An 18,424-nucleotide genomic window follows, 5' to 3' on the forward strand; every position below is an offset into this window, starting at 1 on the left:
TGATTATGTGAGTCGTTTCAAAATAAGCGATACATTTTTATTAGATGACAAACCAATCAAGATATTGTCCGGTGCCATCCATTACTTTAGAATACCAAGGGATGATTGGGAAGACTCATTATACAACTTAAAAGCACTCGGATTTAACACAGTAGAAACTTATGTCCCATGGAATTTTCATGAGACGGTGAAAGATCAATATGATTTTGAAGGGCATAAAGATTTAAAACATTTTATTGAACTTGCGCAACAGCTTGGACTTTATGCGATTGTGCGCCCATCTCCGTATATTTGTGCGGAGTGGGAGTTCGGTGGCTTTCCAGCATGGTTACTCAATGACCGTACGATGCGCATTCGTTCAAGAGATGAGCAATATTTAGCAAAAGTTAAAAAATATTATCAAGAACTGTTTAAAATCTTAACGCCGTTACAAATTGATCAAGGTGGTCCGATTATCATGATGCAAGTCGAAAATGAATACGGTTCATTCGGTCAAGATCACGACTATTTACGTGCACTTGCGCACATGATGCGTGAAGAAGGGGTCACAGTACCATTCTTTACATCAGATGGGGCTTGGGATCAATGTTTAAGAGCGGGTAGTCTCATTGAAGATGATATTTTACCGACAGGCAATTTTGGTTCTCGTACAGTTCAAAATTTCGAAAACTTAAAGACGTTCCAACAAGAATTTAGTAAAAAGTGGCCGTTAATGTGTATGGAATTTTGGGATGGCTGGTTTAATCGCTGGGGTGAACCTGTGATTAAACGAGACAGTGATGATTTGGCTGAAGAAGTGCGCGATGCAGTGAAATTAGGCTCACTTAATTTATATATGTTCCATGGTGGGACAAACTTTGGTTTTTGGAACGGTTGCTCGGCACGTGGTACGAAAGATTTACCGCAAGTGACATCTTATGACTACCATGCGCCGTTAGATGAAGCGGGGAATCCAACAGAAAAATACTTTGCTTTACAAGGGATGCTCAAAGAAGAAATGCCTGACATTGAGCAACATGAACCAAGAACGAAAACATTTATGTCAATGAAAGCTATTCCATTGGCAGATAAAGTGAATTTATTCGAAGTACTTGAAGACATTTCGACAAAAACGACAAGCTTCTACCCACAAACGATGGAAGAAGCGGGTTCTGGTTATGGTTATATGGTATATCGTACGCGTATCCATAAAGCGACAGAACAAGAAAAATTGCGCATTGTAGACGCAAGAGACCGTGTCCACTGTTTTGTAGACCAACAACATGTCTACACAGCGTATCAAGAAGAAATTGGAGATCAATTTGAAGTCACATTAACGTCTGACCAACCCCAAATCGATGTGCTCGTTGAAAATATGGGTCGTGTCAACTACGGCTACAAATTATTAGCGCCAACACAACGTAAAGGTTTAGGTCAAGGACTCATGCAAGATCTTCATTTCGTACAACAGTGGGAACAATTCGATATCGACTTCGACCGTTTAACAGCGGATCATTTCAAACGTGAATGGTCTGAACAACAACCTGCTTTTTATAAATACACATTTGACTTAGCAGAGCCGAACAATACGCATATTGATGTAAGCGATTTCGGTAAAGGTGTTGTACTCGTCAACGGATTCAACATCGGTCGTTATTGGGAAATTGGACCGTCACAATCGCTCTATATTCCTAAAGCATTTTTGAAACAAGGACAAAATGAAATTATCGTGTTTGACTCGGAAGGAAAGCATCCAGAAAGTATCCAACTGATTGAAACACCAAAATTTTCTGAAGTATAAGGAGAGGATTTATCATGGCAATTATCGGAAGCAGAATCGATGGAAGATTAATTCACGGACAAGTGGCAAACTTATGGGCAACAAAATTAAACATTGGACGTTTTATCGTTATTGATAATGAAGTCGCTCAAAGTGATATCGACAAACAAGCATTAAAACTTGCGACACCAGCAGGGATTAAATTAAGTGTATTACCAGTTGAAAAAGCAGCAAACAATATCAACAACGGTAAATATGACTCACAACGTGTGATGGTCATTGCAAGACGCCCAGATCGTTTTGTTGAATTAGTGAACAACGGTGTGAAAATTGAAGAATTAAACGTGGGTAACATGTCTCAAACAGACGAAACGCGTTCAATTACAAACTCAATTAACATTACAGATGAAGATGTAGACAACTTCAAAGTATTGCAAGAAAAAGGCGTGAACATTATTTCACAAATGGTTCCAAACGATAAAGCAGTTGACTTTATGTCATTAATTAAAGAATAGAAAAATCAGGAGGCGTTTTCGTTGGATATTTTATGGTGGCAAGTATTGCTCTTAACGCTGTACGCGGGTTATCAAATTTTAGATGATTTGCAATTTAATATTTTCGGCCATCCTGTATTTGCAGGGATTGTATCAGGCTTAATCATGGGCGATATTACTACTGGTTTAATTATCGGTGGGGGTATGCAGTTAACAATTTTAGGGGTAGGTACATTCGGTGGTGCATCAAGAATCGATGCGAACTCTGGTACGGTATTAGCGGTTGCGTTCTCAGTTGCATTAGGAATGAACCCACAACAAGCACTTGCTACACTAGCAGTACCTGTAGCGAGCTTAATGATTCAAACGGATATTTTAGCACGTTTTGCAAACACATTCTTTGCACATCGTATTGATAAAAAGATTGAACAAATGGATTACAAAGGTGTAGAACGTAACTTCCTTTACGGCGGGATTCCATGGGCGTTATCTCGTGCGATCCCAGTATTTTTAGCACTTGTATTCGGTGGTAGCGTGGTAGGTAAAATCGTTGACTACTTGAACGGTGACTTAAAATGGTTAGGTGACGGTTTGACAGTGGCAGGTGCGGTATTACCAGCAGTCGGTTTCGCTATTTTATTACGTTACTTACCTTTGAAAAAACATTATCCTTACTTTATTTTAGGTTTTATCATTACAGCATTAATGGTAACAGTCTTTAACGGTTTATCAGGTTTAGGGACATCAGTTGCCGGTTTAGACAAAAACTTTACAATGTCATTCTCATCATTACCAATGTTAGCGATTGCAGCGATTGGTTTTGCTTTAGCGGCAATGGAATACAGTCGAAGTTCACAATCTAAAACAATAGTTGCAAATCATGGAGGAAACCAAGCAACAGACGCGGACGATGAAGGAGAGATTGACGATGACGAATTATAAACAAACGGAAACACAAATTTCTCAAAACGCTGATGCAAATTCAAAGTTAACAGGTACAATGCCGCAAACACCTTATAAACTGACTGATAAAGACTTTAGACAAATGAACACACGTAGCTTATTGTTCTTCCAATGGGGTTGGAACTATGAGCGTATGCAAGGGTCTGGTTATTTATTCACGATCCTTCCACAATTACGTAAAATTTATGGTGACGATTCACCTGAATTACAAGAAATGATGCGAACACACGCGCAATTCTTCAATACAAGTAACTTCTTTAACACGATTATTATGGGTATTGATATTGCGATGGAAGAAAAAGAACGCTATGCATCAAAAGAATCTGTCAAAGGGATTAAAGTCGGTTTAATGGGACCATTTGCCGCTGTAGGGGATGCGATTTTCGGTTCATTAGTGCCTACAATTTTCGGTGCCATTGCCGCAAACATGGCGCAAGATGGTAACCCATTCGGTGCATTGCTATGGTTTGTCGCAATGCTGGCGATCATCGTATTCAGATGGAAACAATTGAAATTCGCGTACAAAGAAGGGATTTCACTTGTAACAACGATGCAACACCGCTTAGAGTCATTAACGAATGCAGCAACATTGCTCGGGGTATTCATGGTCGGTGCACTCGTCGCTACGATGATTCGTGTGCAATTTGCTTGGAAACCACAAATTGGTGATTTAACAGTCAACATCCAAAACAATGCCGACATGATTTTACCAAGATTATTACCTTTGATTATTGTATTTGCGATTTACTGGTTATTAGGACGTAAAAAAATGAACTCAACACGTGCAATCTTTATTGTGATTATCGTTTCAATTATTTTGTCAGCGTTGGGTGTTATTTCAAAAATTTAATTCGATGGGAGCATTTGGACTATGGAAAAGTTAATCCTTGTGAGTCACGGCGCTTTTTGTGAAGGGCTTAAAGACAGTGTAGAAATGATTCTTGGGCCTCAAGATTACATTCATACTGCGGCATTAACACCAGAAATGGGGCCTGAAGATTTTGAAAAAGCATTAGACACACTCATTGATGAAGGCGATCAAGTGACAGTTTTTGCAGATTTATTAGGCGGTACACCAGCGAATACCGTTTCTAAAAAAATTATGAATGGGGCAGACTTAAACCTTTATGTAGGGATGAGCTTACCAATGGTGATTAGCTATATTAATGGTAAAATGATTGGTGAACAACCTGACTATGTGCAAAAAGCGCAAGAAGGTATCATTCACGTCAACGCGCTGTTAAATCAAGACGATGACGACGATGATGAATAAAACAATCAAATTACAGTAAAGAAGGTATACTATGACATATGCAATTACTAATGGCGTCATTTATACAGAAGACGGTGTGATCTCAGATGGCTACCTTATTGTAGAAGACGGCAAAATTAAAGCGGTTGAAACGGGTGCATATACGGGTGACTTAGAAGTTGTAGATGCAAAAGGGTGTCACATCTTACCAGGTTTCATTGACGTGCATATTCACGGCGGTTATGGTGAAGATGCGATGGACGGTTCATACGATGGCTTGAAATATTTAGCTGAACATTTACTGACAGAAGGCACAACGACATTTTTAGCAACAACGATGACACAATCTCAAGAAGCGATTGAAAAAGCACTACGCAACATTAGTGTGTATCATCAGCAACAAGATGTGACGAATGCTGCTGAAGTGGGCGGTGTGCATTTAGAAGGGCCATTCATTTCTGAGCATAAAATCGGCGCACAAAATCCGGCATTTATCCAAAGACCGACTGTTGCATTGTTGCGTCACTTCCAAGAGGTTGCGACAGGGCTCATTAAAATTGTCACCATCGCTCCAGAAGTGGAAGGTGCAAGTGAAGTCATTCAAACGTTAAAAGATGAATTTATCTTTTCAATGGGACATACTGAAGTAGACTTTGATCAAGCGAACACAGCAGCAGCAGAAGGTGTCAAACACGTCACACACTTGTACAACGCGGGTGTCGGTTTCCATCACAGAAATCCGGGCATGTTTGGTGCAGCATGGACAAATGATCAGTTAAGTACAGAAGTCATTGTCGACGGGGTTCATTCACACCCTCAATCAGTCGCAATTGCCTACCAGCATAAAGGTCCAGAAAAAATGTACTTAATTACGGATGCGATGCGTGCAAAAGGAATGCCAGAAGGTGACTATGAACTCGGTGGTCAGAAGGTCATTGTGAAAGATCACGAGGCGCATTTGGAAACAGGCTCTTTAGCAGGAAGCATTTTGAAAATGAATGACGGTTTACGCAATTTGATTCAATTTACAGGCGAGCGTTTAGAAACGTTATGGCCAATCACAAGTTTGAATCAGGCGAAAGCGTTGAAGATTGATGATCGCAAGGGAAGTATTGCGGTAGGTAAGGATGCCGATCTTGTGATTGTAGATGATGACATTCAAGTATATCAAACGATTAAAATGGGGCGCGTGCACGACATAATGCACTAAAGACGCTAAATGAGGGCGATAGCAATGGGGGTATGAATCCGGTTGCTATCGTCTTTTTCATTTTTTAGGTTAGCACGGGTGCTTGATTAGTCTACATCTCAGATTGAGAATATTGTTTGAGTTAAATCATTCCCTCAAAAGAATATTTCATGTTAACTCAATGTAAAAAAAGGCAATGTGCGAGAACACATTGCCAGTAAGCCCGATATAAAGACGGTGACTTTTGTGGAAATAACCATTCCATTCTTCGTCAAAAGTTAGGAATGGTTATTTATTTTGATTATTCAGTGCAACTACGACTAAACCGATGATTGAAATGACAATCATGAGCATTTCGTAATCGGACATGCTGCGTTATTCCTTTCTAGGAGTAACAACCTATTTGTAACTTTTTCCAAAGGTTTCATAAGTGAGCCAACTGATTAATAAACATATGACGGCTACAGTTGTGACGAGATTACTTTGTAAAAAAGGTAATATGTCTTGATGTGTGGCTAATCGAATAGCTCTAAGTACAAAATTAGAAATTAAAATGATTAAACCTAACAAGCCTATGACTTCTCCGAGGTTAAAAAGGAGAGGGTGCTTGAGTTTTTTACCATCTTCAACAATTTTACTTTTCAAAAAATCATCTCCTTTTAAAAGCTCATCTACTGTAATATCAAAGAGTTCACTTAGTTCTATCAGTGTTTCAATATTGGGATAACCTTTTTCCAGTTCCCATTTTGATATGGACTGTCTACTGATATTAATTTTATTCGCTAAGTCTTCTTGAGATAAATTGTGTTTTTTTCTTTCTTGTTTAATTTTTTCGTGGAATTTCATGCATCTATCCTCCTCTAATTTAAATTTAAAACTTTTTAGGAATGATTGTAAGCATATGATGGTTGCAATATGTAACCGCAAAGTAGCAAGTAGGTGATTGAATGAAACATGTTCATGGTAACAATCATATTACCCTCTTTTGCCTAGCTTCATACTGATTTGAAGGGGGATAATTAGATTTCGAGGAGATGAAGACATGATGATCTTCATTTTGTGATGATCTACTAAGGCATGTTCGACTTGTTTCAATATACTTTTAAAAACATCTATTGTCATAGAGACAAAGCGGTCGCGTCCCAAGAATTGAATCATGAAAGGTTCAACTCTTTAAGGCTCACGACCGCTTGTTTTTTTACAATGATGCCGGATTGATTCACAGTATATGCGAGTGGTGTAGCTTGAATGAAAAGTTGCTGAGGTGAGATGTCGCTAACAACATGGGCTTTTCTCAAGTGGGGATGTTGGTCTACAAATTTTTGAACGGTTTTGGCATCTTCTTTAAATACCAAGTAAAGTGCGTCTCGTTGTGGCTGATGTTTTAAAGATTTGAAAATACGCTGACATACGACACAGTTTGTACTCACAATGATCATCACATTGCGGTCATACTTCAATTTTTGTTGGATGGGAAATTTGGTAGAAATTGGCAAGCCCGTCATTTCTCGGCGTGTTTGATTGATTTTACTATTCATTAAAAGCAATACAGCTAAAATAAGCATAAGTAAAATAGCGATTACATAAAGCATCGTATGAACCTCCTTAAATTGAGATGTACTATGTATCACAAAAGGAAAGGGGGTGGAAAATTTTAAGCCTCAGTCCATTCAGAGGTTTATGATTCATTAATGACTTTAAAGCAGTCGAAAAAATGAGGATGAATTGGGCATAAAAAATTGATGCTATTGTTTTCTTGATTTCATAAACTTGCCCTCCCAATGTTTACTGTAAGATTGCCAGAAGGCTGAGACTCCTGAGGGAATGCGTGCATACCGCTGACAGTCGCCTCTTTACTTTAATAGTGGTTACTGTTTATCGCAGTAGCTGTCTGACTTCTCAACGTATACACTTTTGAGAAGTCTAGTCAGCCTTGCGGGGGCAGTACGACGAAATCTTTGTTACACATGAGATTTCTGTACTGCTCCCAAAATCCACAATGAATGGATGCGCTGGGAATCAATAAACGGTGTTCCAAAAGCAGGATTTTCGACAGAACTCCCGCGATTTCGGCAAAATTTGGAAATCAATTTTGCTCATCGCTCGGTTCTGCTCAAATCCTAAGCGCTTTTGTCACAACCTCCCCTCAGCCCCTAGGAAACGCGAAGCCATGAAGGCAATCAAAGCCAAAAATCATTGAGGGCAAGTTAAACAAGAATTCTGCATCAATAGCATCAAAAATTTTTATTTCCCATTCAATGCGCTTCTCTTCATAAATCTATCATTTAACCTTCGATAGCGAACTCACCATGGAATTCGAATTGCACTTCTTTACCGAGCATGACGCCGCCTGTTTCTAAAGCTTTATTGAAGCGCATCCCATATTTTTCACGGTCGATTGTACCTGTTACTGTGAAACCAGTGACTTGACCACTGCTAAGAGGGTTGTCGCTCACACCGTGTTGTTCAAAGTCAAACGTTTCTTCGTTTGTTTGACCCGCAATTGTTAAATCACCAGTAATTTTGTTTTCTGTAATTGATTTACTTCTGAAAGTAATTTGTTGATGAGACTCTGTATTAAAGAAGTCTGCTGTTTTTAAATGATTGTCACGATCTGCATTTTTAGTGTCGATAGAATCAACGTTAATCGTTGTAACGGACGCTAATGAATCTAAGTCGTTAAGATCACCTGTGACATCAACGGTATAATCGTTAAAAGTCCCCTTAATTTTTGACACCATCAAGTGTTTGATTGAAAATTCTAATGAACTGTGTACTGGATCGAATTTAAGGTTAGTCATAAAAAGCCCCTCCATATAAAAGTAGTTAAATGAAAATGCGATATAAAAAATATACCAAAATAAAAAATCGTTGTAAAGGTAAAGAGATTTTAATTGCTATCATAATGTTTCAATAATTAACAATATCAACTAAATATCTGTGTCCAAATAGTTGTACAGACATTATGGAGGAATGATAGTGGCGCGTCAAAGAAAAGGGATTGAGTGAATATGGGGATTTCTACACATAGAGCGATAACATAGAGGAGAGGGTTTAATTTTTCGAAATAAAAGTAAAAAAGTTATTGTGATGTGCGCAATCTCATTGTATAATGAAAGCGGTTAACTGAATAGCGTGTTACTGGTAAAACAGGCATGAGCAAAATATAAGCTATTGAAAAATAGTTTTGTTTGCTCATGCCTTTTTTAATATATTATTGATGGATTAGGGGTGTTTTAAAGTGTTTAAACTTTTCTTTGGGCAATTACAAAGAGTTGGGAAGGCGTTAATGCTTCCGGTTGCTATTTTACCGGCTGCTGGGATTTTACTTGCGCTAGGGAATGCCATGCACAATGAGCAGTTAGTATCGTTGGCACCATGGTTGAAGCATGAGGTATTTGTTGTTCTATCTACAATTATGGAATCAGCAGGTCAAGTGGTGTTTGATAATTTACCATTGCTTTTTGCTGTGGGGACAGCGTTAGGTTTAGCAGGTGGCGATGGTGTTGCAGCATTGGCAGCACTTGTGGGTTACTTAATTATGAATGCGACGATTGGTAAAGTGATGCATATCAGTATCGATCAAATTTATTCTTATGCAGATGGGGCACACACGCTCAGCCAAGCGAGTAAACTCCCACAACATGCCTTAATTTTAGGTGTTCCAACGTTACAAACGGGTGTCTTCGGCGGTATCATCATGGGTGCGTTAGCGGCATGGTGTTACAATAAATTTTATAATATTACGTTACCACAGTTTTTAGGTTTCTTTGCGGGTAAACGTTTTGTACCAATTGTGACGTCATTAGTTGCGATTGTAACAGGGATTGTGTTGTCATTCGTTTGGCCACCGATTCAAGAAGGACTTAACGAATTATCGAACTTCTTATTAAACAAAAACCTTGTATTAACGACATTTATTTTTGGAATTATTGAACGTTCATTGATTCCGTTTGGTTTACATCACATTTTCTATGCGCCGTTCTGGTTTGAATTCGGTTCATACGTGAATCATGCGGGTGAACTGGTTCGTGGTGACCAACGTATTTGGATGGCACAAATGAAAGATGGCGTTGCGTTTACAGCCGGTGCTTTCACAACAGGTAAATATCCATTCATGATGTTTGGTTTACCAGCTGCAGCTTATGCGATTTATCGACAAGCACGTCCAGAGCGTAAAAAGATTGTCGGCGGTTTGATGTTGTCCGCAGCATTAACATCATTTTTAACAGGGATTACAGAGCCATTAGAGTTCTCATTCTTATTTGTTGCGCCAATTTTATATGCCGTGCACGTATTATTAGCAGGCACGTCATTCTTAGTGATGCACTTGTTAGACGTTAAAATCGGGATGACATTCTCAGGTGGTTTTATTGACTATATTTTATATGGTTTACTGAATTGGGATCGTACAAATGCTTTATACGTCATTCCAGTAGGTATCGTTTATGCGATTATTTACTATTTCTTATTTACTTTTGTGATCAAGCACATGAATTTAAAAACGCCTGGTCGTGAAGATGAAGTAGCAGAGGCGAGAGATACGTCAGTTGAGCGTTTACCATTTGATGTCCTTGATGCGATGGGTGGTAAAGACAACGTGAAACATTTAGATGCATGTATTACGCGTCTTCGTGTGGAAGTTCATGATAAAGCAAAAGTCGATGTGAATACATTGAAAGAATTAGGTGCTGCTGGTGTGCTTGAAGTTGGCAACAATATGCAAGCTATTTTTGGACCGAAATCGGATCAAATCAAGCATGACATGGCACTCATTATGAAAGGTGAAATTACGAGTCCGAGCCAAACGACGGTCTCTGAGGAAGATGAAGTCGTGCATATTGATGGTTCGAGAAGTGTGACGATTGTTGCGCCATGTGACGGAGAAGTGATTCCGTTATCAGAAGTGCCTGATCAAGTCTTTTCAGGTGGTATGATGGGTGACGGTGTGGGCTTTATTCCGCATCAGTCTGAAATTGTTGCGCCATTCCATGGTAAAGTGAAAGCCTTATTCCCAACGAAACATGCCATTGGTATCGAATCAACAGACGGGGTAGAATTGCTGATTCACATCGGTATTGATACAGTGAAATTAAATGGAGAAGGCTTTGAAAGTTTCGTTAAAGTCGGTGATGAAGTAGCTGAAGGTCAATTGTTGATGAAAGTGGATCTAGAATATCTACAGCAACATGCGCCAAGTATTGTGACACCGATGATAGTGACAAACTTAGGAGAGCGTCAAATTGAAGTAGAAGACGTTAAGGAAGTTGAGAAAGGTCAAAGAGTGTTCACTGTTCTATAACAGTTAATGTGAATGATAGCAGGTGCTGTATTAGTGTTTGTTCAAATGCTAATATGGCATCTTTTTTTGTGTGCTTTGAAGAAGGTTTTTGTGGTATTTGCCAGATTGCTGGAATAGGACTGTGCTTTCCAAGGCATGAAGTCTTAACCGAATGTACCTTTATAAAGTAATGATTTGAAGTGGGTGAGTCACTGGGTGCTCTGTTACTGACAAGTTTGTGTTGTAAATAGTACAGTTATTGCTAAAATATAGTTTAAATCATATGCAGCAATCGTAATATAGGTAGGTGTTTTTCATGAATCAATTATACAAAGTTATACAAATCATACTGATCATTTTAACAGGCATTGTAATGATCAATGGCATTTTTAACCATGATGATATGAGCAAATTCATTATTAACGTGACTGTTTTATTATGGATAATTTTGATGGCCATCGTTGCCTACATTATCAGAAAAATACATGAAAAAAAGAATTAAAGAGATGCATTTCAATGGTCGCCTCCATATTTGATATTGTCCCAATGTCCAGTTATCACTTGTCCAAATCTCACTTCAAACGGATCAGCTTGCTTTCAAAACGCAATGAAATTCCTTCTTCCATTTACAGCGAAATTCAACTGTTTCCGCTCCCGAAAAAAGATTTATAAATACGTAACCTGTCCGACCACACCAGGTTATTTTTTAGTTGTGACATATTTGTGATTTTTTTCACAAAACTATTGTTTCATCACCGCGTTTAAGGTATGCTTAAATCGAAAAAATGAAACACGTTCCATTTTGAAAGGATGAATTGATATGAGTAAAGTGAGTATTATTGGTGCGGGTGCGGTAGGATCAACGGCTGCGTATTTGTTATCTGAAATGCCATGGGTGAGAGAGATCGTGTTGGTGGATGTGGATCAGAATCGTGCGCAAGGTCAAGCATTAGATATGATGCATGGGATTGGTGTATCACAAGCGAAACGAGTCATTGCGGGAGATTATGAAGCGACACAAGATTCAGATGTCATCATTATTACGATTGGTGTGCCGGAAAAAGTTGGGGAGTCTCGTCTCATTCCACTGCAAAAAAATGCGGATATTTTAAAAGAAATTGTACCGAAAATGACGACGTATAGTCCTAATGCCAAAATTGTAACTGTGAGCAATCCAGTCGATATTTTAGCGTATACGACTTATCAAATTAGCAAAAAAGCAGCTTCAGATGTGATTGGTTTAGGGACGTTACTCGATACGTCGCGTCTGAAATATTTGTTGAGCGACTACTTTAACATCAGTCCAAAAAGTATTGAAGCAACTGTTGTAGGAGAGCACGGTGATTCGCAAGTTGTACTGTGGCGTCATGTCCGTATCGGTGGACTGACTTTAGAAGCATTTGCGGCCACTCAAAATATGAAGTTACCGGATGACTTTAAGGAAACAATGGCACAACGTGTGAAAGATACAGCTTTTGATGTATGGAAAATGAAAGGACCGAATTGTTATTGTGTGGCGAATGCGATTCAATGTTTGGTAGAAGCGCTGTTAAGCCCAGAACGACGCGTATTGCCAGTGTCGAATTTATATACAACATCGACAGGCTTGACGGTATATATTAGTCTGCCAAGTATTGTCAGTGAACGAGGGGTTGAGCAAATGCTCCCTGAATTACTGAATGCAGAAGAAGAAGCACAATTAAATGCGTCATGTGCGGTGATGGCTGACTATATTCAGCAAATGACTTTGTAATGAAATACAAATCAATGACAAGGAAGTTTTGATGATGAAAAATAATTTACAACAACCGACAACTGGTAAAGTAGATATGAAAAACTTGATTAAATTTATTGTTGCGACACTTTTAGGCATTATCATTGTGCTCATTCCATTTTCTTTTGCGAATGGTGTCGATACGATTTTGTTTCATGTGATCAAGTCCTTTGTTTCAACATTCCAAGGCCCTATCACTTGGTTGATTGCCCTCGTTTTCTGTGTCAGTGCAGTGATGGCGCTTATTGACCAAATTTGGAAGCCGGAGTGGATTCGTAACAATGCGACGTTGAAACCGCTCTTTTCGACAACGCCATTTTATACGATTAACCGTATACTTGGCACGTTGATTACTTTAATGTGTTTGTTTCAAATAGGGCCATTTTTCCTGATTTCTGAAGATACAGGTGGCACGATGGTGAATTTAGCTGTGCAACTATCAATCATTGTTCCGATTATGTTACTTTTCCAAACGTTAATTTTAGAATTTGGTGCGATGGAATTCATCGGTGAACTGATAGGCTTTTTAATTAAGCCAGTGTTCAAAATCTCTGAAATTTGTGCAGTGAGTGCCATTAGTGCGTGGGTCGGACCGGGGAATGCAGCGATACTTGCGTCTAAGGAATTGTTTGAAAAAGGATACTATACAGTGAAAGAGACAGCGATACTTGGAAGTCAGTTTTCAACGTCCAGTATCGGTTGGGTCGTGTTAGTATGTAGTGTGCTCGGTGTCGTTGATGATTTCGGCATGATTTTCTTAGGGATTACAGTGATTGGCATGATTGTTGCCTTTATCAGTGTGCGCATACCACCTATTTCACGTTATCCGGATGTGTATGTTGATGGGACGCCATTAAAAGAACTACAAACGTCAACACAACAATCTAAGCTCAAAATGGCAACAACACAAGCGACTAAACGTGCAGCAAAAGTAACAGCACACAATTTTATTAGTAAAAAAGATAATATGATGTTCTATGTGGTTTGGTTAATGCCCATCATTGTTTGTTGGGGAACATTAGCGCTTGCGATTTCCGTTTATACGCCGTTACTTGCTTGGGTGTCTTACCCAGTTCAATGGATCTTACAATTGGCAGGTATACCGGAAGCGGCTGTCACAGCGAGTGCAATTATGTCAGGCTTTGCGGATAACTATTTACCTGTCATTTTAGGTGCGAACTTAACAGAGACAACAAGTAAAGTCGTGATTGCGATGATGAGTATTTTACAGTTGATCTTTTTATCCGAAATTGCAACGTTGCTCACATCAGCGAATGCGGTTCAAAAGTTTTCGCACATTGTCATTATTTTCTTGCAACGCACTTTCATCGCATTACCATTTGTTATCGTATTCGTGAAACTATTCTTCTAAATGAAATCATAGAAAAGGTGAGGGATTGACGTGGCCGAATATACGCCTATTAAAACTGTTATTCAAGCATTTGAAATGTTAGATATATTGTCTCAACATCAAAAAATAGGAATCAGTGAGATGGCGCGACTGACAACGTTACCGAAAAGCACTATTTATCGTCATTTAAGAACGTTAGTGGATTTGCATGTCGTTGCGCAAGATAAGGATGAAAATTATTACCTCGGTTATAAAATGTTGAAATATCAATACCATATGAAGCAAACGGACTCATTGATTCATCACCTCAAACCTTATATGCGTCGACTGGTAGAAAAAACCGGGGAAGCGATTAATTTGGGCATATTGGTCAATCAAGAAGTGTGTATTTTGCATACGGAATATGGGGAACAGTATACATTACAAGCGCAACTTGGTCCCACATCGATGTTGCATTGTTCAGGTATGGGGAAATGGTTTTTAAATACGTTTTCAGATGAGGCGTTGGAAACTTATTTTAAGACGGCGACATCACGTACGATTCATACGATGACAACGGTTGAAGCTTTTAGGCATGATATGGCGACGCAGCCTCACCAAAATATTGTGGTCGATCGTGAAGAATATGAATACGGGTTGATGTGCATTGCGACCCCGATTAGAGATGAATCAGGTGTTATACAGGCTTCGATGAGTATTTCAGGGCCAGTCAGTCGATTAGAACATAAAGGGTTGGATGTGATGCAAGAAGCGCTCCTTGAAGAAGCAACAAAAGCGAGTCATTACTTGCAAGATATCGGTTATTGGTTATCGGGATGAGCGATTGAATAGAGTCACAACACTGAGATAAGTTTAACGTGTAGCATGTTTGACGATAATTTAATATTGAGAAAGGGACAGGGGAAATTTTTAGTCTCAATCTATTAATTGATTTATAATTCATTAATGATTTTAAAGCTGTCGAAAAATGAGGGTGAATGGGAAACAAAATACTGTATCAATAGTATCAAAAATTTTTGTGCCCCATCTCCTCTCCTATGATTTGACTAATATGCTTGTCAAAATGACTAATAGCATATATATTGAATGGAGTAAGGAGTTGAAGGCATGAAAAATAGGTTGAAGGAGCTGCGGGCACGTGACGGCTACAACCAGACACAACTCGCAAAAAAGGCAGGCATTTCACGTCAAACGGTCTCATTAATCGAACGCAATGGGTTTACACCTTCGATACTGACGGCAATTAAAATTGCGCGTATATTTGGAGAACCGGTAGAGAATGTCTTTATCATAGAGGAGGAAGATCTATGAAAGTATGGCGTTATTTATCGTTTTTATTTCTCGGCGGTGTCGTCGGTTTTTTCATTTCGTTATTGTTAACTAGAATTGACTTTCAACATCTCATCCAGCACATTGATTTTATGAGTGAACAGTTTATGATTATTTCGTGTATCATCGTCACGCTATGTATCGTTGGGCTGACATTATGGCAATATCAAACACAGAAAGTAGCATTAAAACTGAAGTCTCGCGTAGATTATCAGACAGAAATTGAGGAAACCGATACATTGGAAAACCAAGCGAATATGAAATTTTTAAAAGTCAGTATCATGGTTTATGTACAATATTGCATTAGTTTTGTTTACTTTTTCATCCTTGCGTTAGGGAATGAAGGGGATACGGCATTAGTCACAGCAGTCATCCCATTTCTTTTTACAATTATCCCCGCAATCATGGTAGGTTTTTTCCAAAGAAAGTTTGATCGTCGCTTCCCTAAAATGGGGGAGGCAAAATATACGGAAAAAACTTTCCAAATTATGGATGAAGGGGAACGTCATATCACGCTTGTGTCACTCTATAAGGTGTATCATATGAATTTATCACTCATTATCATCGGTGTTGTATTGCTTTCATTCTTTTCCTTAGTGACAGGTATCAATCAGTTTTTAGGTATTTTGTTTATGATTGTATTGTTTGCTTACAATGCGTTTGGTTATTTATGGAAAGTGAGTCGCTTTTATCGAGAGGAATAAGGGAAGTGTGCAGGATGTCTCCCCGAACACTGCCGGCATAGTTGAAGTGGTTGGAAATGAAAAGAGTAAAGACGTCACATGAAGTGCATGTCCTTACTCTTTTTATTTTGAATATAAAAGAATGTCAGTCTATTTGTCGTTAGAAATAATCACTTTTAATGTGCCTTCTTGAGCGGCATTACCAAACACTTCATAAGCTTCTAACATGTCATCCATTTCGAAGTGGTGTGTAATCAACTTTTCAGGTTGAACTTTCCCCGACTCTACAGTTTTTAATAATAATGGTGTAGAGTATCCGCTCACAAGACCTGTTGTAATAGAGATATTTTTAATCCATAATTCTTCAAGATGTAAATCAACCTTTGTACCGTGAACACCGATGTTCGCAATACGAGCACCAGGGCTAATAATTTTTTGACATAGTTCGAATGTTGCTGGAATACCCACTGCTTCCATTGCGACATCGACTCCGCGTCCACCTGTTAATTCATGAATGCGTTCGAGGACATTTTCGCTACCACTGTTAATCGAAGCTGTTGCCCCTAAATCTTTAGCGGCTTGTAAACGATTGTCATCAAGGTCAATCATAATAATCTCAGCAGGTGAGTAGAATTGTGCAGTGAGGACAGCAGCTAAACCGATTGGTCCTGCACCTACAATCGCAACAGTGTCGCCAGGGTTAACGTTCGCGCTTAATGTACCAATTTCAAAACTTGTTGGTAAAATATCACTCAGCATCACAAGCGCTTCGTCATTCGCACCATCCGGCACACGGTGTAAACTGTTGTCTGCATGTGGAATACGCACATACTCTGCTTGCGTCCCATCAATCAAGTGACCTAAAATCCAGCCACCATCTTCACAGTGCGCATACAGTTGCTTTTTACAGTAGTAACATGATCCACACGCTGTTACTGCTGAAATAATGACTTTGTCTCCTTTTTTAAATTGTGTTACTGAATCGCCCACTTCTTCAACAATCCCTACACCTTCATGCCCTAAAATACGACCATCAGTAACAGCAGGGACGTCTCCTTTTAAAATGTGTAAGTCAGTTCCGCAAATCGTTGTCTTCACTACTTTAACAATAACGTCTGTTGGCTTTTGCAATTGTGGCTTTTCAACATCGATCCATTCTTTTTTTCCAGGACCACGATAAACAAGTGCTTTCATTTTAACATTCCTCCCCAGGATATCTGTCTTTATTTTCGCACTATTCTATAAATTAAGTCAACAATCGTGTAAAAATATTATATTAAATTTACACGATTTATAACTATATTATATGACTAGAAAATGATTATTCAACGTATTTTAGGGACGATATGGATGAGATTCACAGTAATGCCACAGAACGTTCACCAGTCTGAAACAGTTTGGTATGGTGGGGATATATTACAAATCTAGTTAGTTTTAATAAGCAACAATAACGATATCCATTCACCAAACTTTAAAGTTGTTATAGTTTTAATTACTTTACTTTAATTATTTCGTTGATTTTACAAAAAAATTCGATTATGATTGAGTTAGTTATCACTTAGGAGTTGATTTTATGTCGCAATTTGATTATCAATTGAAGTTATCTATTGTAAAAGGGATTATTGCTGGTTATAAAGACTATGTAAAAGTAAGAAATGAAGCACATAAAAAATTAAAAGTGAGTAATGGTTATGCGTTTGTTAAAGCCAACCATATTGATCACCATGTTGCGCTTAATACAGAGAAGTTTGTGGAGAATACAAAGCGTAGTGCTGGTCCCTCATGGAAATTTTTATTATTTAGTCCGACTGACAAGCATCAAGAAAAGATTTTTCATTTTGTAGTAGTAAATCGTAGAACCTTTAATAAGGATAAAGTAAATAAAGGTAGAAGCTTAGTTCAAAATAGTGGTGAGCCCCCAGAAAAGAAATATTTAACTGAGTTAATAGAATTAAACCGTGGAGTTGATTTTGAAAAATTAAGTCAGTCCTTGCATGTTAATCATCAGCTGAATGCAGATAAAATGCTTTTCGATATGATAAACAATGACTCAAACGACAAAATCAAATTTATTATGATTACTTATGATGTTGATAATATATCAAAAATGCTAAAAGAAATAAAGGTTTGGATACCAAATCCAATTACCTACAGTGCTATCGAATTTTTAGATTTAACAGAAGAAATGAATGACGTTATAAAAAATGATGAACACTATCAAATCAATGAAGAGGAAATTGAAGTTTTAAAACAAGACCGAGAATATGTAGAATGGATAGATACAGAAGTATTTGGTTTTGAAATTGAGGAAATCAAAGAAAGTGATTTATAATTAAAGGAAGCGTGAAA

General features: G+C 38.3%; 17 protein-coding genes. 13 read left to right on the forward strand and 4 right to left on the reverse strand.

Going from position 1 to position 18,424, the window contains the following annotated elements; genetic code table 11:
• The first annotated feature begins 7 nt into the window (after positions 1-7).
• Genes EL101_RS00595 through nagA form a run of 6 tightly spaced genes read left to right on the forward strand, consistent with a single transcriptional unit; the run spans position 8 to position 5,678 of the window.
• Positions 8-1,780 (forward strand): glycoside hydrolase family 35 protein, encoded by a 1,773-nt coding sequence (locus EL101_RS00595; RefSeq protein ID WP_096596005.1) that lies wholly within the window; start codon positions 8-10, stop codon positions 1,778-1,780.
• Positions 1,781-1,794: 14 nt separating this feature from the next.
• Positions 1,795-2,274 (forward strand): PTS sugar transporter subunit IIB, encoded by a 480-nt coding sequence (locus EL101_RS00600; protein WP_096596006.1) that lies wholly within the window; start codon positions 1,795-1,797, stop codon positions 2,272-2,274.
• Positions 2,275-2,295: 21 nt separating this feature from the next.
• The gene (locus EL101_RS00605; protein ID WP_096596007.1) at positions 2,296-3,195 is read left to right on the forward strand and encodes a PTS mannose/fructose/sorbose/N-acetylgalactosamine transporter subunit IIC; all 900 of its coding nucleotides are present in this window, start codon (positions 2,296-2,298) and stop codon (positions 3,193-3,195) included.
• The gene (locus tag EL101_RS00610) at positions 3,182-4,066 is read left to right on the forward strand and encodes a PTS system mannose/fructose/sorbose family transporter subunit IID (RefSeq protein ID WP_096596008.1); all 885 of its coding nucleotides are present in this window, start codon (positions 3,182-3,184) and stop codon (positions 4,064-4,066) included. The genes EL101_RS00605 and EL101_RS00610 overlap by 14 nt, the downstream gene beginning before the upstream one ends.
• Positions 4,067-4,087: 21 nt before the next feature.
• Positions 4,088-4,489: a PTS sugar transporter subunit IIA gene (locus tag EL101_RS00615; RefSeq protein ID WP_096596009.1), complete on the forward strand. Its 402-nt coding sequence runs from the start codon at positions 4,088-4,090 to the stop codon at positions 4,487-4,489.
• A gap of 31 nt (positions 4,490-4,520) precedes the next feature.
• Entirely contained in the window at positions 4,521-5,678 is a 1,158-nt protein-coding gene (nagA, locus tag EL101_RS00620; RefSeq protein ID WP_096596010.1) for an N-acetylglucosamine-6-phosphate deacetylase, read from the forward strand.
• A gap of 378 nt (positions 5,679-6,056) precedes the next feature.
• On the opposite strand, the gene EL101_RS00625 is transcribed toward nagA, so the two are convergent.
• The 3 genes from EL101_RS00625 to EL101_RS00635 all read right to left on the reverse strand — a co-directional run bounded on the left by EL101_RS00625 (position 6,057) and on the right by EL101_RS00635 (position 8,458).
• The gene (locus EL101_RS00625) at positions 6,057-6,503 is read right to left on the reverse strand and encodes a helix-turn-helix transcriptional regulator (RefSeq protein ID WP_096596011.1); all 447 of its coding nucleotides are present in this window, start codon (positions 6,501-6,503) and stop codon (positions 6,057-6,059) included.
• A 308-nt stretch (positions 6,504-6,811) separates the two neighbouring features.
• The gene (locus EL101_RS00630) at positions 6,812-7,249 is read right to left on the reverse strand and encodes a hypothetical protein (protein ID WP_096596013.1); all 438 of its coding nucleotides are present in this window, start codon (positions 7,247-7,249) and stop codon (positions 6,812-6,814) included.
• A gap of 693 nt (positions 7,250-7,942) precedes the next feature.
• A complete protein-coding gene (locus EL101_RS00635; protein WP_096596014.1) occupies positions 7,943-8,458 on the reverse strand; it encodes a YceI family protein in 516 nt (171 codons plus the stop codon).
• A 440-nt stretch (positions 8,459-8,898) separates the two neighbouring features.
• Between EL101_RS00635 and ptsG the strand changes: the two genes are divergently transcribed.
• The 6 genes from ptsG (at position 8,899) to EL101_RS00665 (ending at position 16,096) form a co-directional block, all read left to right on the forward strand.
• Complete coding sequence (gene ptsG, locus EL101_RS00640; RefSeq protein WP_096596015.1) at positions 8,899-10,959, forward strand: glucose-specific PTS transporter subunit IIBC; 2,061 nt, start codon at positions 8,899-8,901, stop codon at positions 10,957-10,959.
• Positions 10,960-11,758: 799 nt separating this feature from the next.
• On the forward strand, positions 11,759-12,691 hold the full coding sequence (locus EL101_RS00645) for a lactate/malate family dehydrogenase (RefSeq protein WP_096596017.1): 933 nt from the start codon (positions 11,759-11,761) through the stop codon (positions 12,689-12,691).
• A 31-nt stretch (positions 12,692-12,722) separates the two neighbouring features.
• Positions 12,723-14,084: a YjiH family protein gene (locus EL101_RS00650; protein ID WP_096596018.1), complete on the forward strand. Its 1,362-nt coding sequence runs from the start codon at positions 12,723-12,725 to the stop codon at positions 14,082-14,084.
• A 30-nt stretch (positions 14,085-14,114) separates the two neighbouring features.
• Complete coding sequence (locus EL101_RS00655) at positions 14,115-14,882, forward strand: IclR family transcriptional regulator (protein WP_096596019.1); 768 nt, start codon at positions 14,115-14,117, stop codon at positions 14,880-14,882.
• A 288-nt stretch (positions 14,883-15,170) separates the two neighbouring features.
• Positions 15,171-15,374, forward strand: coding sequence for a helix-turn-helix transcriptional regulator (locus tag EL101_RS00660; protein WP_014612771.1), 204 nt, complete (start codon positions 15,171-15,173; stop codon positions 15,372-15,374).
• Positions 15,371-16,096: a DUF3169 family protein gene (locus tag EL101_RS00665; RefSeq protein ID WP_096596020.1), complete on the forward strand. Its 726-nt coding sequence runs from the start codon at positions 15,371-15,373 to the stop codon at positions 16,094-16,096. The genes EL101_RS00660 and EL101_RS00665 overlap by 4 nt, the downstream gene beginning before the upstream one ends.
• Before the next feature lie 129 nt (positions 16,097-16,225).
• On the opposite strand, the gene EL101_RS00670 is transcribed toward EL101_RS00665, so the two are convergent.
• The gene (locus tag EL101_RS00670; protein ID WP_019166823.1) at positions 16,226-17,269 is read right to left on the reverse strand and encodes a zinc-dependent alcohol dehydrogenase family protein; all 1,044 of its coding nucleotides are present in this window, start codon (positions 17,267-17,269) and stop codon (positions 16,226-16,228) included.
• 379 nt (positions 17,270-17,648) lie between these two features.
• Here EL101_RS00670 and EL101_RS00675 point away from each other — a divergent pair, with 379 nt between their 5' ends.
• Positions 17,649-18,407, forward strand: a complete 759-nt coding sequence (locus EL101_RS00675) for a spr1630 family ClpXP-sensitive toxin (RefSeq protein ID WP_096554158.1) — start codon at positions 17,649-17,651, stop codon at positions 18,405-18,407.
• Positions 18,408-18,424: the final 17 nt, after the last annotated feature.

The sequence above is a fragment of the Staphylococcus delphini genome (assembly GCF_900636325.1).
GTDB classification, from domain to species: Bacteria; Bacillota; Bacilli; order Staphylococcales; family Staphylococcaceae; genus Staphylococcus; species Staphylococcus delphini.